Origin of the sequence: Streptosporangium sp. NPDC000509 (genome assembly GCF_042898365.1) — a bacterium.
Lineage (GTDB): Bacteria > Actinomycetota > Actinomycetes > Streptosporangiales > Streptosporangiaceae > Streptosporangium.
In genome coordinates this window covers 74,622-93,045 of the sequence record NZ_JBIAYX010000021.1, presented here as the reverse complement: position 1 = coordinate 93,045, position 18,424 = coordinate 74,622, and the positions used below count along the sequence as shown (strand labels likewise).

20 protein-coding genes are annotated in these 18,424 nt (G+C 71.8%); 10 read left to right on the top strand and 10 right to left on the bottom strand.

The window, feature by feature from the left end; all coding sequences use genetic code 11:
• The coding region (gene bla, locus ACFY3D_RS32415; RefSeq protein ID WP_389986577.1) for a class A beta-lactamase at positions 1–961 on the bottom strand (961 nt) is incomplete at its 3' end.
• A gap of 173 nt (positions 962–1,134) precedes the next feature.
• Between bla and ACFY3D_RS32410 the strand changes: the two genes are divergently transcribed.
• The 7 genes from ACFY3D_RS32410 to pcaG all read left to right on the top strand — a co-directional run bounded on the left by ACFY3D_RS32410 (position 1,135) and on the right by pcaG (position 6,083).
• Positions 1,135–2,028, top strand: a complete 894-nt coding sequence (locus ACFY3D_RS32410) for a LysR family transcriptional regulator (RefSeq protein WP_389986574.1) — start codon at positions 1,135–1,137, stop codon at positions 2,026–2,028.
• A complete protein-coding gene (locus tag ACFY3D_RS32405) occupies positions 2,025–2,927 on the top strand; it encodes a serine hydrolase (protein ID WP_389986571.1) in 903 nt (300 codons plus the stop codon). Before ACFY3D_RS32410 ends, ACFY3D_RS32405 begins: the two co-directional genes overlap by 4 nt.
• 259 nt (positions 2,928–3,186) lie before the next feature.
• Positions 3,187–3,984, top strand: coding sequence for a CoA transferase subunit A (locus tag ACFY3D_RS32400; protein ID WP_389986568.1), 798 nt, complete (start codon positions 3,187–3,189; stop codon positions 3,982–3,984).
• Entirely contained in the window at positions 3,981–4,610 is a 630-nt protein-coding gene (locus tag ACFY3D_RS32395) for a CoA transferase subunit B (protein WP_389986565.1), read from the top strand. The genes ACFY3D_RS32400 and ACFY3D_RS32395 overlap by 4 nt, the downstream gene beginning before the upstream one ends.
• Entirely contained in the window at positions 4,607–4,741 is a 135-nt protein-coding gene (locus ACFY3D_RS32390; protein ID WP_389986563.1) for a hypothetical protein, read from the top strand. Before ACFY3D_RS32395 ends, ACFY3D_RS32390 begins: the two co-directional genes overlap by 4 nt.
• Positions 4,742–4,747: 6 nt before the next feature.
• Positions 4,748–5,509: a protocatechuate 3,4-dioxygenase subunit beta gene (gene pcaH / locus ACFY3D_RS32385; protein ID WP_362901016.1), complete on the top strand. Its 762-nt coding sequence runs from the start codon at positions 4,748–4,750 to the stop codon at positions 5,507–5,509.
• A 49-nt stretch (positions 5,510–5,558) separates the two neighbouring features.
• On the top strand, positions 5,559–6,083 hold the full coding sequence (pcaG, locus tag ACFY3D_RS32380; protein WP_350946193.1) for a protocatechuate 3,4-dioxygenase subunit alpha: 525 nt from the start codon (positions 5,559–5,561) through the stop codon (positions 6,081–6,083).
• A 187-nt stretch (positions 6,084–6,270) separates the two neighbouring features.
• Here pcaG and ACFY3D_RS32375 read toward each other — a convergent pair whose 3' ends face one another.
• A complete protein-coding gene (locus ACFY3D_RS32375; protein ID WP_389986559.1) occupies positions 6,271–6,759 on the bottom strand; it encodes a GNAT family N-acetyltransferase in 489 nt (162 codons plus the stop codon).
• Between the two features lie 131 nt (positions 6,760–6,890).
• The gene (locus ACFY3D_RS32370; RefSeq protein WP_389986556.1) at positions 6,891–8,126 is read right to left on the bottom strand and encodes an MFS transporter; all 1,236 of its coding nucleotides are present in this window, start codon (positions 8,124–8,126) and stop codon (positions 6,891–6,893) included.
• A 139-nt stretch (positions 8,127–8,265) separates the two neighbouring features.
• On the opposite strand from ACFY3D_RS32370, the gene ACFY3D_RS32365 reads away from it, so the two are divergent.
• A complete protein-coding gene (locus ACFY3D_RS32365) occupies positions 8,266–9,705 on the top strand; it encodes a PLP-dependent aminotransferase family protein (protein WP_389986553.1) in 1,440 nt (479 codons plus the stop codon).
• A gap of 65 nt (positions 9,706–9,770) precedes the next feature.
• Here the strand turns inward: ACFY3D_RS32365 and ACFY3D_RS32360 are convergent, their stop codons facing one another.
• Positions 9,771–9,992 carry a helix-turn-helix transcriptional regulator gene (locus ACFY3D_RS32360; RefSeq protein ID WP_350946189.1) on the bottom strand — a complete coding sequence of 74 codons (222 nt, stop codon included), beginning with the start codon at positions 9,990–9,992 and terminating at the stop codon, positions 9,771–9,773.
• A complete protein-coding gene (locus ACFY3D_RS32355) occupies positions 9,992–10,489 on the bottom strand; it encodes a DUF2975 domain-containing protein (RefSeq protein ID WP_389986550.1) in 498 nt (165 codons plus the stop codon). The genes ACFY3D_RS32360 and ACFY3D_RS32355 overlap by 1 nt, the downstream gene beginning before the upstream one ends.
• A 132-nt stretch (positions 10,490–10,621) precedes the next feature.
• On the opposite strand from ACFY3D_RS32355, the gene argG reads away from it, so the two are divergent.
• Both argG and ACFY3D_RS32345 read left to right on the top strand, forming a co-directional pair.
• Positions 10,622–12,070 carry an argininosuccinate synthase gene (gene argG, locus ACFY3D_RS32350; RefSeq protein ID WP_362901004.1) on the top strand — a complete coding sequence of 483 codons (1,449 nt, stop codon included), beginning with the start codon at positions 10,622–10,624 and terminating at the stop codon, positions 12,068–12,070.
• 227 nt (positions 12,071–12,297) lie between these two features.
• On the top strand, positions 12,298–13,044 hold the full coding sequence (locus ACFY3D_RS32345; RefSeq protein WP_389986547.1) for a hypothetical protein: 747 nt from the start codon (positions 12,298–12,300) through the stop codon (positions 13,042–13,044).
• A gap of 66 nt (positions 13,045–13,110) precedes the next feature.
• Here ACFY3D_RS32345 and ACFY3D_RS32340 read toward each other — a convergent pair whose 3' ends face one another.
• From ACFY3D_RS32340 to ACFY3D_RS32320, 5 genes are read right to left on the bottom strand one after another with little or no spacing between them, the layout of a single operon-like run.
• Positions 13,111–14,442 carry an MFS transporter gene (locus tag ACFY3D_RS32340; protein WP_389986544.1) on the bottom strand — a complete coding sequence of 444 codons (1,332 nt, stop codon included), beginning with the start codon at positions 14,440–14,442 and terminating at the stop codon, positions 13,111–13,113.
• Complete coding sequence (locus tag ACFY3D_RS32335; RefSeq protein WP_389986541.1) at positions 14,439–14,948, bottom strand: MarR family winged helix-turn-helix transcriptional regulator; 510 nt, start codon at positions 14,946–14,948, stop codon at positions 14,439–14,441. The genes ACFY3D_RS32340 and ACFY3D_RS32335 overlap by 4 nt, the downstream gene beginning before the upstream one ends.
• Positions 14,949–14,967: 19 nt before the next feature.
• Positions 14,968–16,029, bottom strand: coding sequence for an ATP-binding protein (locus ACFY3D_RS32330; RefSeq protein WP_389986538.1), 1,062 nt, complete (start codon positions 16,027–16,029; stop codon positions 14,968–14,970).
• Positions 16,026–16,700, bottom strand: a complete 675-nt coding sequence (locus tag ACFY3D_RS32325) for a response regulator transcription factor (RefSeq protein ID WP_389986535.1) — start codon at positions 16,698–16,700, stop codon at positions 16,026–16,028. Before ACFY3D_RS32325 ends, ACFY3D_RS32330 begins: the two co-directional genes overlap by 4 nt.
• A 6-nt stretch (positions 16,701–16,706) precedes the next feature.
• Positions 16,707–18,404: a serine hydrolase domain-containing protein gene (locus ACFY3D_RS32320; protein WP_389986532.1), complete on the bottom strand. Its 1,698-nt coding sequence runs from the start codon at positions 18,402–18,404 to the stop codon at positions 16,707–16,709.
• Positions 18,405–18,424 lie beyond the last annotated feature (20 nt).

Genomic DNA, 18,424 nt, shown 5'->3' with positions numbered 1-18,424 from the left:
GCGCCCCCGCCCCCCCCGCCCCCCGGCGCGCCTGGGGGGTTTGTGGTTTGGGGGGGGGGGGGGCCGGGGGGGGGGGGGGGGGGGGGCCACACCCCCCCCCCCCCCCCCCGCGGGCCAGGATGGTGGCGGTCTTCGCGATGGCCTTGTCGTCGGTGGCGAGGCCCGGAGTGCGGTTGGTGTAGATCGCCATGATGATGGGAGCGACGCCCTTCCTGGGCCAGATGACGGCGATGTCGTGCCCGCCGCCGAATCCGTCGGAGTTCGTGCCGGTCTTGTCGCCGATCTTCCAGGTCTTGGGCAGGCCCGCCCGGATGCGCTTGTCTCCCGTCGTGTTCGCGACCAGCCAGGTGTTCAGCCGTTCCCGGTCCTTGGCGTTGAGGGCGTTCCCCGCCGTGACCGCGCGCAGGGTACGGCCCATGGACGCGGGCGTCGTGGTGTCACGCCTCTCCTTGGGACTCCAGTCGTTGAGCTCGGTCTCCCACCGGTCCAGCCGGGAGATCGGGTCCTTCAGCGTCCGGAGGTAGCGGGTCAGCCCGGCGGGACCGCCGATCCGCCTCAGCAGCATGTTGGCCGCGGTGTTGTCGCTCCGGGTGATGGTCGCCTCGCACAGCCGCGCGACGGTGAGCCCGTCGTCGGTGTGCTTCTCGGTGACCGGCGAGCCGGGCTTCACGTCGGCGGCCGTCCACTTGACGACCTTGTTCATCAGGCCGGGCTCAACGGTGCGCGCCCTGTGCAGCACGCCCGCGCAGAGGGGCGCCTTGAAGGTGGACAGCAGCGGGAAACGCTCACCGGCCCGGTACGTCACCGTCTTGCCGGTGGCCGTGTCCACGGCGTACGCGCCGATCCGGCCCTTGAAGGACGTCTCCAGCGCGCGCAACTCCTTGAAGACCCGCTCGGCGGCCGCCGGTGTCGTCACCGGCGGAGCGGCGGTCGCGTGGGCTGCCGAGGGGGCACCTGCCACAGGGATGAGCATGAGTGAGGCCAGCGCCGAGAGGGTGGCGCGTCGAACGGAACGAGTGAGCATGCGATGCCTTCCGGCGGTCGATGGGATTCGGTGAGAGTCTCGCGCTGGCGTTTGATGCCGTCAAAGACAGAAATGGCCGATTCCATGCTGAAATGGCATACGCTTGCGGCGTGGACGTCGTCGGAGCGTGCAGAGCGTTCGTCAACGTGAGCGAGCGGGGAAGCTTCACGGAGGGCGCGGCGGCCACCCGGGTGCCGCAGTCGGTCGCGAGCCGCCGCATCGCCGCCCTGGAGACACACCTCGGGGAGCGGTTGTTCGATCGGTCGTCGCGCGGAGCGCGGCTCACGCAGTTCGGCCGTGACATGCTGCCGTGGGCGAAGCGTCTCGTGCGCCTGGTGGACGACATGGAGCACGAGGCGAAACGAGCCAGGCGCAACCCCCTTCGCCTCGTCGTTCCCGACGTCTGCACCACGCGCGATCTGGCACGGCTCGACGCGGAGGCGCGCCGCAACGGCGTCTACCTCGACCTTCAGGCCGCCGCCCCGGCCGGGCGGACGGAACTCGTCCGCTCTCGTGAGGTCCGCGCCGCCCTCGCGGCGGTACCGCCGAGCGACGCGACCTGGTCGGTGAGGCTCGGACTCGCCGGCGCCACGGACCAGATCGCGGACACCGTCTACGTCGAGACCCTGCGGGCCGGTCGAGCCGCGCGGTCGTCGCACAGGAGCCGGGTCTGGATCCAGCCCGAGGACGACGTCCCCCACATCCGCGACCGGATGTTCCGGATCCGGGACGCCGTCGGTCTCCAGCCAACGCAGGTCACCGTCTCCACCGCGCTCGCCGCCGCCACCGCCGAGGTCCTCGGCTCGACGGATCTCCTTTTGTGCTCGTCCAAGCAGGCCGAGGAACTGGGTTTGCACTGGCGCCCCATCGGTGAGATCCAGCCCGTCCGCGGATTCGATGTCGTCGCCGCCGTCAGGGACGACGCGGAACGCATCCGTACCCGGCTGTGGCACGCGATCGCCCGCTGCCTGGGCGCGCACGACCAGGACGGAGGGGCGCCGTGAACGTCGAGACCCTGATCCGCGAACTGCGAGGAACGCTCGACGACGCCGGACTGAACGGATCGTTCTTGGTCCGGGACCTGCGTTCCGGCGAGGAGATCGGTATCGAGCCGGATCTGGAGTTCCCGATCGCCTCGGTCGTCAAGGTCCCGCTCGCCGTCGCGACGCTCGAACGCATCCGCAGGGGCGAACTCGACGGTTCCACGCAGGTCATCGTGCGACCGGGCGGGATCACCACCTCGGGGCCGACCGGGCTGAGCAGGTTCCGGCACCCGGCCCGGATCGCCATCGACGACCTGCTCTACCTCAGCATCGCCGTGAGCGACAACATCGCGGCGGACGCGCTGTTCACCTTCACCCCGCCCGCCGAGGTCTCGGCGCTGCTGCACGGACTGGGGCTTCAGGGCATCGCGGTGCGTCACACCATGCGGGAACTCTCCGAGACCCCGACGGCACGCCTCGACCCGACAGACGCCCATCTGGCCCATTTCCTCGCCATCGAAGCGGGTACGGCCGGGCGAGGACATCGCCTCCCGCTCCTGGACGTGACCCACGCGAACTCGGGAACCGCGCGAGCGCTGATGGAACTCCTGCAGGCACTGTGGACGCCGTCCCGGATCGACGCCGGCGTCAGCGAGCGCGTACGGACCCTCATGGCCGACAACGTGCTGCGGCATCGGCTGGCACCCGATTTCAGTTCCGACGCCTCGAAGTGGTCCTCGAAGACCGGAACGCTTCTCAACCTCCGCCACGAGATCGGCGTCGTCGAGCACGCCGACGGTCAGGTCTTCGGAGTCGTCGTGCTCACCGAGTCTCGTGTGCCGGCCATCGACCAGCCCGGGGCCGAGGCGCTCATGGCGCAGGTCGCGCGTACACTCCGCGATCGGCTACGACACCTGTGAGCGGCGCGGCGAGGTCGTCGGTGTGGTGATGGGGCCCGGGGCGTCGACGGACCGGCCGCGGGCATCGGGGGTGACGTGGGGCGAGGGCGGGGATCTGCGCGCCCGATACGCCATGACCGAGAAGGCCGCCGTGGCGCGTTGCGACGGACCGGGCGCCGGCGCCGGTTCCCCCTCCGGGCGGCGAAGGTGCTTTGACAGGAAAGTCAGGGATAAACATACTCGGATGCGAATAGTGAACTAGAGTTCGCAGAGCGAACGCATGACGGGACGGAGTGTCGTGCGCAGGGACAAGGTGGTCGCCGACGCCGCGGAGGCGCTGGCGGACGTGCGCGACGGCGCGTCGTTCGCGGTGGGCGGGTTCGGCCTGAGCGGCATCCCGAACGTGCTGATCCAGGCCCTGTACGACACGGGTGTACGCGGCATCGGCGTGGTGTCGAACAACTGCGGAGTGGACGGCGGCGGCCTGGGCGTCCTGCTCGCGGCCGGGCGGATCGGCCGGGTGACGGCCTCCTACATCGGTGACAACAAGGAGTTCGCCCGCCAGTATCTGAGCGGGGAGCTGGAGGTGGAGCTGACCCCGCAGGGCAGCCTGGCCGAGCGGCTGCGCGCGGGAGGCTGCGGCATCCCCGCCTTCTACACCCCGGCCGGGGTCGGCACGCCGGTCGCCGAGGGCGGGCTGCCGTTGCGGCACGGCCCGGACGGCTCGGTGACGCTCGCCTCGCCGCCCAAGGAGGTGCGCGAGTTCGGCGGACGGGACCACGTGCTGGAGTACGGCATCACCACCGACTTCGCGCTGGTGCGGGCGGCCAGGGGAGACCGGTACGGCAACCTCGTGTTCAACAAGGCCGCCGCGAACTTCAACCCGCTGGCCGCGATGGCCGGACGGATCACGATCGCCGAGGTCGAGGAGCTGACCGAGCTCGACCCCGACGAGGTCCACCTGCCGGGCGTGTTCGTCCAGCGCGTCGTGCGGCTCACCCCGGAGCAGGCCACCGACAAGTCCGTCGAACGGCGCACCACCTCCGCTCCCGCCTCCCCGGGGGAGGACGCCTCATGAGCTGGAGCCGTGACCAGATGGTCGCGCGCGCGGCGGCCGAGCTGCGCGACGGCGACTACGTCAACCTCGGCATCGGCCTGCCCACCCGCATCCCCTCCTTCCTGCCGGCGGAGGTGGACGTGATCCTGCACTCGGAGAACGGGATCCTGGGCGTCGGCCCCTACCCCGCTCCCGGCGACGTCGACCCCGACCTGATCAACGCCGGCAAGGAGACCGTGACCGTGCTCGCGGGCGCGTCGTTCTTCGACTCCTCGCTGTCGTTCGGCATGATCCGCGGCGGGCACATCGACGTGGCGGTGCTGGGCGCGATGCAGGTCTCGGCACGCGGCGACCTCGCCAACTGGATGGTCCCCGGCAGGCTCGTGAAGGGCATGGGCGGCGCGATGGACCTGGTGCACGGCGCCCGCAGGGTCATCGTGATCATGGAGCACACCGCGAAGGACGGCTCGCCGAAGATCGTCGAGGAGTGCTCGCTGCCCCTCACGGGCAAGGAGTGCGTACACCGGATCATCACAGACCTCGGAGTCCTCGACGTCACGGAGCAAGGACTGGCGCTGGTGGAGACCGCGCCCGGGGTGAGCCCGGCGCAACTGCGCGATCGTACGGGCGCGCGGGTGAGAGGGTGAGGACGGTCTTCGCCGAGGACGCCGTACGCGCACCGTCCGGCCGTCAGGGCGCCGACGATCCCGCCGCGCACGACACCAGGACCCTCGCGCCCGGCTCCGGCCGGAGTCCGGCCCTCGTTCCCGGAAGGTAGGAGTTCATGTCAACACCGCCCACGCAGGCCGACATCGACCGCGAGATCGCCGAGCTCCGCGAGCTCCGCGTAGCCGGGGACGGCGGGGAGAGGCACCACCCGTCCCGCGACTACGCCCCCTACCGCAGCACCGCGCTCCGCCACCCCGGGCAACCGCTGATCGCGCTCAAGGACCCGGACGCGGCCGAGCTCACCGGGCCGGTCTTCGGCGTCACCGACGTCACCGCGCTCGACGCCGATCTGACCAGGCAGCATCTCGGCGAGCCGCTGGGCGAGCGCATCACCGTGCACGGCCGCGTCCTGGACAGGAACGGGCGCCCGGTGCGCGGCCAGCTCGTGGAGATATGGCAGGCCAACGCCTCCGGCCGCTACCCGCACCAGCGCGACGACCACCCGGCCCCGCTCGATCCCAACTTCACCGGGGTGGGCCGCTGCCTCACCGACGGCGACGGCGGCTACGCCTTCACCACGATCAAGCCCGGCGCCTACCCGTGGCGCAACCACGTCAACGCCTGGCGTCCCGCGCACATCCACTTCTCCGTCTTCGGCACCGCCTTCGCCCAGCGCCTGGTCACCCAGATGTACTTCCCGAACGACCCGCTGTTCCCCTACGACCCCATCCTCAACTCCGTGACCGACGACCGGGCCAGGCAGCGCCTGGTCGCCGCCTACGAGCACGACCTGTCCGTCCCCGAGTGGTCCCTCGGCTACCGGTGGGACATCGTCCTGGACGGCCCCGCCGCCACCTGGACGGAGGAGAGCCGTTGACGTCCTCCCCAGGGCCGAAGCCCGGGGTCTCCGCGCTCAAGGAGTTTCGATGAACCCCACCCCCTCGCAGACCGTCGGCCCCTTCTACGGCTACGCGCTCCCGTTCCCCGGCGGCGGCGACATCGCGACCGGCGGGATCATCGTGCACGGCCACGTCTACGACGGCGCCGGCGCCCCGGTGCCGGACGCGCTGCTGGAGTTCTGGCAGGCCGCCCCGTCCGGCGACCTCACCGGCGCGCCGGGCACGTTGCGCCGCGACGCGGTGAACGGCGCGGTCCTCGGCAGGAACGGTGTCGACTTCACCGGCTTCGGCAGGGTTCCCACCGACGCCGACGGCCGCTGGACGCTGCGCACCCTCGTGCCGGGCAACGGCTACATCAGCGTGTGCGTGTTCGCCCGCGGCCTGCTGCACCACCTCTACACCCGGATCTACCTCGCCCACGACGCCTTCCTCGACTCGATGCCGTCCGAGCGCGCGCACACGCTGCTGGCCACGCCGGAGCGAGAGGGCGTCCACCGCTTCGACGTCCATCTGCAGGGCGAGAAGGAGACGATCTTCTTCGACCTCGGCTGAACACCGGCCGTCCACCGCGAGCGAGTCCGTCCGCCGCACCGTGCGCGACATCGGGGGTGCGGAGCGCACATCCACCGCGAGCGAGTCCGTCCGCCCTGCGGTGCGTGACACCCGGCGCGAGAAGCACCTCCACGGTCACGGCGCCGGTGGGGTCGCGGTCACCCGCGACCCCACCGGCGCCGCGCGATCAGAGGGACCTGTACATGATGTGCAGTCCGACGTAGCCCTTGCCCGGATGCTCGAAGCCCTCCGGCAGGGTCGCCAGCACCTCGAAGCCCAGCGAGCGCCACAGTGCCACCGCCCGGGTGTTGGTCTCCACGACGGCGTTGAACTGCATCGCCCGGTAGCCCTCGGCGCGCGCCCACTCCAGGACGTGCTCGCCCAGGGCCCGCCCGACGCCGCGCCCGGCGTGGCCGGGGTCGACCATGAAGCTCGCGCTGGCGATGTGCGAGGCGGGCCCCATGTGGTTGGGATTCATCTTGGCCGAGCCCAGGACGGTCCCGTCGGCGTCGACGGCGACGACCGTGCGGCCCGGAGGCCCGGGAAACCACATCTCCCGGGCCCGCTCCTCGCTGACGTCGCGGTCCCAGGTGTAGGTCTCACCGGCGGACACGATCCGGTGAAGGAAAGGCCAGATCGCCGGCCAGTCGCCGGGCGTCGCATCTCTGATCGGCACGACGTCCAGCATGCTGTCCGAGGTGGTGGAGCCACAAACCGTTTTTCGCGGAAAAGCGGAAAGCGGGAAAGCGAGGGCGGTCCGGCGCGGGCAGCGCGCCACCGCTTCCACCGCGGCATGGGCTGTCCGTCTCACCGGCCACCCGTCGCCGTGATCGGCTCCGTGCGCCGGGTCCGCAGGGCCCAGCGCACGGCCGGTCCCGTGGCGAGGCCGGCCAGCAGGAACAGGCCGCCGAGCACCAGCCAACCCGGAGTTCCCCAGGTGAGGATCAGCGTCGTGAGCAGCAGGGGGCCGAGCATCCTGGCGACCGCCGCACCGGATCCGAAGAAACCCTGGTACTGGCCCTGCCTGTCGGCGGGGGCGAGATCGAACCCGATCTCCCAGGCGCCGGAGGCGTGCGCCATCTCGCCGAACACCTGCAGACAGGCCGCGAGAAGCAGGACGAACGCGGCGGCCCACGCCGATGACCAGGCCGACGACAGGGCGAACACCGCGCACGCGGCGAACAGCACCGCACCCGCCCGCCGTACGGACCGGGAGGCGGTCTCCAGATCCGTGACCCGCCGGGCCACCCGTACCTGGAACAGCACGACGCCCAGGGTGTTGAGGACCAGCAGGGCCGAGACCGTCCAGCTCGGGGCCTCGGTCCGCTGGACGATCCACAGGGGGATGACCAGGCTGAGCAGCGGCATGTTCAGCAGCGTGACCATGTTGAGCAGGGAGACGAGCGCGTACGGCCTGTCCCTGAGCACCGCCAGTGCCGGTTCGCCCGCCGGCGCGGCCGCGGTGGGCGGCACCGGGGGAAGACGGAGCAGGATCAGGGCCGAGAGCAGGAAGCTCAGCGCGTCCATCGCGAGGACCGTCAGGTAGGCGGCCCGGGTGTCGAGGTGCAGTGCCACCCCGCCGAGCGCGGCGCCGACCGCCAGCCCGGCGTTCGCCGTCGCCTGCAGGTGGGCCCGGATCCGGGTGCGCCGCTCCCTGTCCACCAGCCCGGCGAGCAGCGCCTGCCTGGCCGCGGCGAGACCGCACTGCGAGGTCGCGTACAGGCAGGCGACCAGCACGAACATGGGAAAGGAGCGGACGAACAGAAACGAGCCCACCGAGGCGGCGGTGGCGACGGCGAGCAGGACCGCCGTGCCGCGAGGTCCACGGCGGTCGGCGAGGTGGCCGAGCGGGACCCCCGCCACGAACCCGACGGCCCAGCCGAGTGTGAGCGCGAAGCCGACCTGGGTCGGCGAGAGTCCCACGATCCGGATGAAGTAGAGCGCCGAGCACACGTAGTACGCGCCGTCCCCGATGGAATTGGTGAGCTGCGCGAGGGCGAGGACTCTGGGCGGCCCGGCAGGGGGCATGATCCGGCTGAACACGGGACTCCTCGGTCGCTACGTGGCCGGCATGGCTCCTCGCCGGCCCAGGGGCAACCCTAAGGAGCCGATTGACCCCGCATAAGATCCAATATGAGGTCAACTCATTGGGCCAATCCGAGAGGGCGAGATGGATTTTCACGTGAGCCTCAGCGGGCGCGGCGACCTGTCCGCCCGCATCTACCGGCAGCTCCTGGACGCCGTCCTCGACGGCCGCCTGCGCCCGGGGGAGCGCCTGCCCGCGACCCGGGAGCTGGCGCGGCGGCTCGACGTGTCGCGCAACACCGTGGCCGTCGCCTACGAGCGGCTGGCCGCCGAGGGAATTCTCGTCGGCCAGGTCGGGGCGGGCACCTTCGTGTGCACCGAGCCCCTCGCCGGGCCCCTCACCGGAGTCCGTTCGAGGAACGCGCCCGCGGGCGGCGTACGTCCCCGCCGCCACTGGCGCCTCGAGACCGCACCGCCGGCCGAACCGGAAGGGGAGCCGGTCTACGACTTCGGGGTGGGCGTTCCCGACAGGCAGCTGTTCCCGCTCGAAACGTGGCGCAGGCTTGTCACCCGCGAGTTGCGCCCGGCGCTGGCACGCTCCGCCGGTTACGGCGACCCCTCAGGACACGCGGGACTGCGAGAGGCGCTCGCCCGCCACGTCGGCCTCTCCCGCTCCGTGCGGGCGGGCGCCGACGACGTTCTCGTCACGCAGGGAGCCCAGCAGGCACTCGACCTGATCGGCCGCGTCATGATCGAGCCCGGCTGCCGCGTGGCCGTCGAGGAGCCCGGCTACCCTCCGGCCAGGCTGTTGTTCGAGTCGCTGGGCGCGCGGGTCGTCGGCGTCCCCGTCGACGAGGAGGGACTGGACGTGGCGGCCCTTCCCGACTCCGCCCGCCTCGTCTACGTCACACCGTCGCATCAGTTCCCCCTGGGGATGCCGATGTCCCTCGGCCGCCGCGCCGCGCTGCTCGACTGGGCCGGGCGGCGCGGGGCCGTGGTGATCGAGGACGACTACGACAGCGAGTTCCGTTTCGAGGACCGTCCGCTCGAACCGCTCCAGAGCCTCGACCGCGGCGGCCACGTCATCTACGTCGGCTCCTTCTCCAAGACGATGCTGCCGATGCTGAGGCTGGGCTTCCTGGTCGCCCCCGCCTCGCTCCAGCCCGCCCTGCGTGCCGCCAAGCGGCTCACCGACTGGTGCGGAGACCTTTCCAGCCAGGCGGCGCTGGCCGCTTTCATCGACGAGGGCCTGCTCGGGCGGCACGTCCGCAGGGCGACGCGTGAGTACGCGGCCCGCCGCGAGCGAATCGTCACCGTCCTGCGGCATGAGCTTCGCGACTGGCTGGAGCCGGTTCCCTCCGCCGCCGGCCTCCACCTCTGCGCCTATCTGACCCCGGCCGCCGGGGCCGACACGGCTCCGGTGAGGGCGTACGCGCGAAAGGCGGGTATCGCGCTGCAGGACCTCGCCCCCTACTACGGCGAGACCTCCACGCGGGCGGGACTGCTGCTCGGGTACGGTTCGATCCCCGCGGAGAGGGTCGAACCCGGTCTGAGACTGCTCGCGGAGAGCTTCCGCGAGACACTGAGATCCCGGTGATCGGCGCAGGAGGACGGTGGGGGGCGCTGACACGGGCCGCCGGATCCCGGCGCCGAGCGCCGGTCTCATCCGTCCGCGGCGTCCTCGGCCTGCCAGCGCAGCAGGTCTCCCGGCTGGCACTCCAGCACCTCGCAGAGCGCGGCGAGCGTCGTGAAGCGCACCGCCTTGGCGCGGCCGTTCTTGAGCACCGCCAGGTTGGCGGGTGTGATCCCGACGCGGTCCGCGAGCTCGCCCACGGACATCTTCCGCTTGGCCAGCATGACGTCGATGTCGACGGTGATCGGCATCAGATCACCTCCTCCAGTTCCGCCCGCATCCGGGCCGCCTCCACGTCACGGGCGACGGCCTGGGCGAGCAGCATCCGCAGCACGAGCACGACGAGCGCCACCCCCAGGACCGCCGTGGCGGCCCCGCAGATCAGCAGGACCATGCCCGGAGGGACCGGGTCGCCCGGCGCCAGGACGACCGCGAGCGCGAACACCAGGAGGGCGGCCGCCGTGATCGCGCCGATCACGATGTGAACGTACCGGAAGGCGGCGTGGGAGAACACGGTTCCGCGTCGCACCATCGTCACCAGCCGCCACACGCAGACCAGGACGACCTGGATCGTGACGACGCCCAGGAAGACGATCACGAGGAGCGGGGCGCGCAGGTACGCGACGTCCGCGTCGAGCGCCTCCAGGTCGACGGCGAACAGCGGCACCATCACCGTCTGGACGAACACCGATCCGGCGAGCAACACCACGAGCACGGCGCGAAGCGCGAGCACCGTTAATCTTCCCATCGTCTCTCCTTCTATCGATCAACGATGTAAATGTATCGACTTTCGATAGACGGGGCAAGAAGTCGGGCTGCTTCTAGAGGTGGAGGGCCGGAATTTTGCATAGTCATGCGTCGTGATGCATACTCTTGTCTCATGTCCAAGGTTCTCACCTCCTTGCCCGCGGGCGAGCGCGTCGGCATCGCCTTCTCCGGCGGCCTCGACACCTCGGTCGCCGTCGCGTGGATGCGCGACAAGGGTGCCGTTCCGTGCACCTACACCGCCGACATCGGCCAGTACGACGAGCCCGACATCGCCTCGGTGCCCGGCCGCGCGCTGGCGTACGGCGCCGAGATCGCACGCCTGGTCGACTGCCGCGCGGCGCTGGTCGAGGAGGGCCTGGCCGCGCTCACCTGCGGCGCGTTCCACATCCGCTCGGCCGGACGCCCCTACTTCAACACCACGCCGCTCGGCCGCGCCGTCACCGGGACCCTGCTGGTCCGGGCGATGATCGACGACGACGTGCAGATCTGGGGCGACGGCTCGACGTTCAAGGGCAACGACATCGAGCGGTTCTACCGCTACGGCCTGCTCGCCAACCCCCACCTGCGCATCTACAAGCCCTGGCTGGACGCCGACTTCGTCTCCGAGCTCGGCGGCCGTAAGGAGATGTCGGAGTGGCTGCTCGCCCACGGCCTGCCCTACCGTGACAGCACCGAGAAGGCATACTCGACCGACGCCAACATCTGGGGCGCCACCCACGAGGCCAAGACCCTGGAGCACCTCGACACCGGCATCGAGACCGTGAACCCGATCATGGGCGTGCGATTCTGGGATCCCGAGGTCGAGATCGCCCCCGAGGTCGTGACCATCGGCTTCGAGCAGGGCCGCCCGGTGACGATCAACGGCAAGGAGTTCGCCACCCCCGTCGACCTGGTGATGGAGGCGAACACGATCGGCGGGCGGCACGGCATGGGCATGTCCGACCAGATCGAGAACCGGGTGATCGAGGCCAAGAGCCGGGGCATCTACGAGGCGCCGGGGATGGCGTTGCTGCACGCGGCGTACGAGCGGCTGGTCAACGCGATCCACAACGAGGACACCCTGGCGAGCTACCACAACGAGGGACGGCGGCTCGGCCGGCTGATGTACGAGGGCCGCTGGCTCGACCCGCAGGCGCTGATGCTGCGAGAGTCGCTGCAGCGCTGGGTCGGCACGGCGATCACCGGAGAGGTGACGCTGCGGCTGCGCCGCGGTGAGGACTACTCGATCCTGGACACCTCGGGACCGGCCTTCAGCTACCACCCGGACAAGCTGTCGATGGAGCGCACCGAGGACTCGGCGTTCGGCCCGGTTGACCGGATCGGCCAGCTCACCATGCGCAACCTCGACATCGCCGACTCGCGCGCCAAGCTGGAGCAGTACGCCGGCCTCGGCATGGTCGGCACCACCCATCCCGCGCTCATCGGCGCCGCCCAGGCGGCCTCGACCGGGCTGATCGGCGCGATGCCACGCGGAGGCGCGGAGGCCATCGCCTCACGCGGCGAGGTCTCCGGCGACGACGAGATGCTCGACCGCGCCGCGATGGAGTTCGGCACCGACTGACGGAGATGCGTAGGTGAGCACCTCCCGCCGAGGTCTCACGGAGTCCGTGTCGAGGCGCGGATCGCCGCGCCCGGGCAGGTCGGCGAGCTCGGTGAGGCCGTCGCGGCGGTCGCGTTCCCTATCGTTCAGGAGGCGTTGAGCAACTGGGGGATGATCGAGCCGGTGGGGAATCGGACGGTGGCGACCGCGCCGCGCTCGTCGGCGACGTCGACATGGGGAGTGGCGTGATGAGCCGGAAGTACAGGGTGTGGCGGTGGCTGCCGGTCGTCGTCGCGGGGTTGGTCGTGGTCGCGGTGGCGGGCATCGCGCTCGCCTTCCCCTCGGTCGCGGCCACGACCTGCCCGACCTGTTACGGGATGAGACAGGTCAGGCCGGGCCTGTACGTGGAGTCCGGCCTGCCGGCGGACAGGGAGCGGCAGGTGGTGGAGGTGATCGACATGGCCGACCGGCGGGTGGCGGACTTCTACGGCGGGCGCCGGAGCTCTCCCGACATCCTGGCCTGCCTCACCGCCTCGTGCTACCGCAGAATCGGCGGTGGCGGGGAGCGCGGGATCGCTGTGCTGAACCGTGCGATCATGCTGTCGCCGGGCGGTGTCAACCCGATGATCGCCTCACACGAGATGTCGCACGTCGAGGTGCACGCCCGCCTCGGGTCCGGTGCGGTGCCGCTCCCGCAGTGGTTCGACGAGGGACTGGCCGTCGTGGTCTCCGACGACCTCCGCTACTTGAAGCCCGACACGGCCGGTGACCGCTGCCGGGTTCCCGAGGGGGAGGCGCCGCCTCGGACGCTCGATGAGTGGCTGCGCACGGCGAAAGCCGACCCGGACGCGTACGCCAAGGCCGCGTGCCGGGTGAGCCGATGGCTCCGGGTGAACGGCGGTCCCGGAGCCGTCCTCGAACTGATCGAGCAGGTGGCCGGCGGCGGTGAACCGCCCGCCTCTCTGCGGGCCGCGTCGCGCGAAACTCCTTCTTGACGGCGTTCGTGACGGCGTTCATAGCGGGCTCGTGCCGTCCGCCGTCTCCGGCGAACCATGTGCGGCTCAGCACCCGGGTGACATCTCGCGATCGGGTGCCGCGTCGGGAAGTGGAGGCGCCTCACCTGCTTCGCGTTCCTCGCGTCCGGACGGGGTGCGGTAGTCGCGCAGGGGGCGGTTGACCAGGCCGACGGCGACGACGCAGAGGGCGGCCGCGAGGCCGCCCGCGACGAGCGCGACGGGCGCGGAGGTGAGGGAGGCGAGAAGTCCCCCGCGGAAGTTGCCGGCCTCCGGGCCGGCGACGCCGATGACATGCTCGACCGAGGAGACCCGCCCGCGGTAACGGTCGGGTGTCTCGAGCTGGACCAGTGCGCTGCGGGTGACCACGGCGACGGTGTCGGCCGCACCGGCGATCACGAGGCAGCCGAGGGCGAGCCAGAGCGGCCCCGCCAGGCCGAAGCCGGCCAGGGCGAGACCCCAGAGTGTGGCCGCGACGAGCTGGACGAGGCCGCCGCGGTGCAGCCGGGTGACGGTTCCGGACAGCAGGCCCGCACCGAGCCCGCCGACCGCGATCGCGGACAGGAAGAGCCCCAGCGTCCGGGGGTCGCCCTCGAAGCGGATCTCGTTGATCAGGGGAAAGAGCGCGATCGGCATGGCGAGGACCGTGGCGGCGAGGTCGGCGGCGAAGGCGCCCCACAGGGTAGGGCGCCGCAGGATGATCCGCCGGCCTCCGTCGGCCGGACCGCGCGGCCGGTGCGCGCCGTCGGCGGGCGGCCGCTCGTCGCCGGTGCGTGAGACGGCCATCGCGGGCAGCCGCATCACGGCGATCAGCGACGCGACGCCGGCGAGGGCCTGGATCGCGTACGCGGCGGGATAGTGCCACTGGGCGAGCACGAGGCCGGCGAGGGCCGGTCCGGCGAGCATGGAGGCCTGGAAGGCGACGTTCTGCAGGGCGAGCCCGGCGGCGACCTGGTCTGCGGGGAGCAATCGGACGGGGAAGGTGCGCTTCGCCGGGGCTCCGAGCGCCGCGCAGCCGGACTGCGCGGCGATCAGGGCGAGCAGCAGCGGGACGGAGCGGTTGCCCGCGGCGGCCTGCGCCACGAGGCCCACGGCCATCAGGACCTGGCCCGCGGTGGTGGCGCGGACGAGGTTCCTGCGGTCGACGGCGTCGGCGAGCGATCCGCCGACCAGTCCGAGCACGAGGAGGGGTACGGCTGTGGCGAGGCCGATGGCGCCGGTCCAGAGCGGGCTGCGGGTGAGGTCCCAGACCTGCAGGAGGACGGCGACCCCGGCGACCTGCTGGCCGAGCGAGGCGAGGGAGGATCCGATCCACAGGTCGCGGAAAGGCCGGCTGGTGCGCAGGGGACGGACGTCGATCAGCCGTTCGCGCCAGGTCACGGGGACGGCTCCGCCGGGGCGGCGGACGGCTCGTCGAGGTGGGCGAGGATCCGGTCTCGCATGGGCCGCCGTGCCAGGGCGCGCTCCAGCTCGGCGACGACGGCGCTGAGCGCGTGCGGGACCTCGTCGTCGAGCTCGGCGACGGCGGCCTCGGTCGCGCGCCACTCGGCCTCGAGGAAGGGGATGAGGGCGCGGCCGCGGCCGGTCAGGGTGATGCGGCGTGTGCGGGCGTCGGTGCCGAGCTCGGAGTCGACCAGCCCTTCGCGCCGCATCGCCGTGATCGTCTGGCTCATCGCCGAGTGCGAGCGGCCCAGTGAGTCCGCGAGTTCACGGATCGTCAGCGGGCCGGTGTGGGCGAGGCGGATCAACGGATAGGCGAACCGGGGGCGTACTCCCTCGATGCCCCGCTCGACGTACACGGTTTCGATCTGGGCGTCCAGGGCGGCCAGCATGGCGTGAACCGCGTCCCATCGTCCGGGGGAGGCGGTGGGGTCCAAAGATGTCATAGCGCTAATATAACAGCGCTCATACAAAGCGGTGCAAGGTGAGCCGGAAGGCACAGCCGCCGCCCGGGTGGGGAGGATCCAGGGTGAGGTCGCCGCCGTGGGCCAGGGCGATCTGCCTGGCGATCGGCAGGCCGAGACCGGTGCCGGGGACGTCACGTCGGCCACGCCAGAAGCGCTGGAAGACGTGTTCCCGTTCGTCGGCGGGGATGCCCGGGCCGTGGTCGGTCACGACCAGCGTCGCCTCGGTGTCGCCGACCTCGACGTCGATCTCCACCCGCGAGCCGGCCGGGGCGTATCTGATCGCGTTGTCGACGAGGTTGGAGATCGCGCGGTTCACGGTGGGCTCGTCGACGGAGCACACGGCGCTGGGCGGGCCGGTGACCGACAGGCCGATCTCCTTGCCGGCCGCCAGCACGCCGGCCTGCTCGACGACGCCGCGTACCAGGGCCATCAGGTCGGCCGGCCGCCGGTCGACGGCGCGGGCCCGCGCACGGGCGTCGACCAGCAGGTGGTCGATCGTCGTCTGAAGCCGCTCGGACGCCGCTCGCGAGCGTTCCAGCCCTCGCCGGTAGATCTCGACGGTGGGCGCGGGGTGGTCGAGGAGCACCTCGGCGTTGGTCATCAGCACCGACAGCGGTACGCGCAGCTCGTGGCTGGTCTCGTCGATCAGCCGCCACTGCGTGGCGGCGGCCCGCTCCAGCCGGTCGAGCATGGCGTCGAAGGCGGCGGCCAGGGCCATCACCTCGGCCGGCCCGCGCTCCAGGGCGATACGCCGGCTCAGGTCCGTTCCGCCGATGTCGTCGGCCGCCGCGCGGACCCGCTCGATCGGGGCCGTCGCCCGGCCCGCCCACCACCAGGCCAGCGCGGCGGCGGCCGGGGCGAGCGCGAGGATGGTCCAGCTGACCCACGCCGACCTGTGCACCGAGGTGCTCCGGATGCTTGTCGCGCCGTCGAGCGTCTGGAAGGTCGTCTCGGTGTCGGTCACGAGGACCACGCCGAACAGCAGCAGAACCGGGAGGTAGATCGCGAGGAATCCGAGCACGGCGAGGCGCGCGCGCAGTGACCGCCAGGGACGGATCATGAGGGAGGCCTCTCCAGCCGGTAGCCGACGTTGGTGATCGTGAAGATCAGGGCGGGCTCGCCGAGCTTCCTGCGAAGCCGGCTGAGGATGACCCGCACCGAGGCGGTGAAGGGGTTGGCGTGGGCGTCCCACACGTGCTCCAGCAGGTCCTCGGCCGAGAGCGTCACGCCGGGATGGTGCATGAAATAGCGCAGCAGCGCGTACTCGCGCGAGGTGAGATCGAGTTCGGCGCCGGACCGCCAGACCCGGTGAGCGGTGAGGTCGAGAGTGAGCTCGCCCACCCGCAGGATCGATCCGTGCTCGTCGGCGCGCCGGCCCAGTGCCCGCAACCGGGCGACGAGCTCGGTGAAGTGGAACGGCTTGACGAGATAGTCGTCGGCGCCGGCGTCCAGCCCGGCCACCCGGTCGGCGACGGCGTCGCGGGCGGTCAGCACGAGCGTGCGCCGGGGCCGGTGCAGGTCGGGATCGCCGGCGAGCCGGCGCACCAGGTCGAGCCCGTCGCCGTCGGGCAGGGAGAGGTCGAAGCAGGCCACGTCGTAGGCCGTGGTCCGCAGTGCCTCCTCCGCCTCGCGGTAGGTCGCCGCCAGGTCGACCGCGTACGACTCGTTGCGCAGGCCGAGGGCGACCACCTCGGCCAGATCGGGGTCGTCCTCGACGAGGAGGATACGCACGGCGCGTCAGCCGGCCCGTCGTGCGGACGTCGTCCCGTCCGCCCGGGAGACGAGCAGCTGCCGGTCCCTGAAGGAGAGGCTCACCCGCGGCCCGGTGCCGGCCGGGTCGTCGGGACGGTAGCGGCCGTCTCCGGAGGCGACGAAGGTCAGTTCCGGGGCCTTCGTGGGAACCTCGGCCGCCTCGATACCTCCCTGCTCGTTGACGGAGTACCAGCCGAGGACCGGTCGCGTTCCGGCGGTGAGGGTGACGTAGGTGCGCACCTGGCCGCCGCCGGTCACCGTGCCGGCAGGTGTGACGGCGCCGAGGGGCCCGAAGGCGGCCTCCAGGGACGCGCGTTCCTTGCGGCCCTCCTGCGTCTTACCGGCCAGCAGCGCCAGCACGCGCTCGTCGTGCCCGCGCGAATCGCCCGCGGTGGGATCGCGGGGCGGGAACAGCGCCGCGACCGCGTCGGGGCCGGTGGCCGAGACCGTCAGCCCGCCGTCGGAGGTGCTCACGTCGAGGGAGCCTCCCGTCTTCAGTTCGTACGACCCGACGATAGTGGCGAGATCGCCACCGCCGCCGCGGGCCGCTGCGGTGGGGGTGGGCAGCGGGCCGCCGGCGAGCAGCGCCGGCCCCACCACCCGCAGCAGGTCCTCGGCGCTCACCTCCGGCTTGTTCGCCGATATCGCGACCACCCGCTCCTGCCCGGGGATCCACGCGACGGCGGTGTTGTGGCCGACGTCGCCGCCGCCCCCCGCGGTGCTCAGGAACGGCTCCCCGAACAGCGACCTGTCGAACGCCACCCACCCCGGGGTCTCGGACCTGCCGTCGCCCAGATCGTGCCCCGGCCTGCCGATGATCTCGGCCGATTCGCGGGAGAGCAGCCCTCCGGTGAACAGCGCGTGCGTCCAGGTCGCCAGATCCCGCATGGTCATCGCGAGGCCGCCGTTGCCCTCCACCGCCCAGTACGGCCCGGCGAAGCCGCCTGAGCGGCCGATCGTGCCGTTGTCGAGCCGCCCGACGGCCCGAGGCCCCATCACGGCCGGCTCGCCCTCCCAGAATCCTCCCGCGACCCGGCCGTCGGGCAGTCGCAGGACCCTCTCGGCCAGATAGGCGCGAAAACTCCTGCCCGACACCTTCTCGACGATGAGCGCGAGCAAGGTGTAGCCGGCGTTGGAGTACAGGTAGCCGCGGCCGGGCTTGAAGGCCGGCTTCAACGCGCCGATCGCCGCCACCGCGGCGTCCCGGTCGAGCGGCTCGTAGTCACCGTGACCGTGTGAGCCGTTGAGCCCGCCGGTGTGCAGCAGCAACTGCCTCACCGTCGCCTTGGCCGCGGCGCCGCCCAGCTCGGGAAGGATCTTCCCCGCCCGGTCGTCGAGCGCGAGCCTTCCCTCCTCGACCAGGGCGAACACCGCCGCCGCGGTGAACGCCTTGGTGACCGATCCGATGCTGAACACCGTCTGCGGAGTGTTCGGCCTTCCCGTGGCGTCGTCCGCGGTGCCGTAGGCGGCGAGGCAGGTGGCCCTGCCGTTTTCGAGGATCGCGATCGATCCGCTGAACCCCGCGTCGGCCCACGCGCCGAACGCCACCTCCAGCCGGTGGTCGCACCGGGGGGCGCCGGACTCGGTGGCCCGTGGCGGCCGGGGGCCGCCGGGACCGGCGCCGCACGCCGCCAGGGTCGCCGCCACCAGGACGGCCGTGATCGCAGGAAGAGTCTTTCGCATGGGAGCGAAGTTAGGCTCCG

Bases quoted from the DNA above. Each gene is read 5' to 3' on its own strand.
- ACFY3D_RS32400 (WP_389986568.1), top strand. From the start codon at position 3,187: ATGACGGGACGGAGTGTCGTGCGCAGGGACAAGGTGGTCGCCGACGCC.
- ACFY3D_RS32395 (WP_389986565.1), top strand. From the start codon at position 3,981: ATGAGCTGGAGCCGTGACCAGATGGTCGCGCGCGCGGCGGCCGAGCTG.
- pcaH (WP_362901016.1), top strand. From the start codon at position 4,748: ATGTCAACACCGCCCACGCAGGCCGACATCGACCGCGAGATCGCCGAG.
- pcaG (WP_350946193.1), top strand. From the start codon at position 5,559: ATGAACCCCACCCCCTCGCAGACCGTCGGCCCCTTCTACGGCTACGCG.
- ACFY3D_RS32360 (WP_350946189.1), bottom strand. From the start codon at position 9,992: ATGCCGATCACCGTCGACATCGACGTCATGCTGGCCAAGCGGAAGATG.
- ACFY3D_RS32355 (WP_389986550.1), bottom strand. From the start codon at position 10,489: ATGGGAAGATTAACGGTGCTCGCGCTTCGCGCCGTGCTCGTGGTGTTG.
- argG (WP_362901004.1), top strand. From the start codon at position 10,622: ATGTCCAAGGTTCTCACCTCCTTGCCCGCGGGCGAGCGCGTCGGCATC.
- ACFY3D_RS32345 (WP_389986547.1), top strand. From the start codon at position 12,298: ATGAGCCGGAAGTACAGGGTGTGGCGGTGGCTGCCGGTCGTCGTCGCG.
- ACFY3D_RS32335 (WP_389986541.1), bottom strand. From the start codon at position 14,948: ATGACATCTTTGGACCCCACCGCCTCCCCCGGACGATGGGACGCGGTT.
- ACFY3D_RS32330 (WP_389986538.1), bottom strand. From the start codon at position 16,029: ATGATCCGTCCCTGGCGGTCACTGCGCGCGCGCCTCGCCGTGCTCGGA.
- ACFY3D_RS32320 (WP_389986532.1), bottom strand. From the start codon at position 18,404: ATGCGAAAGACTCTTCCTGCGATCACGGCCGTCCTGGTGGCGGCGACC.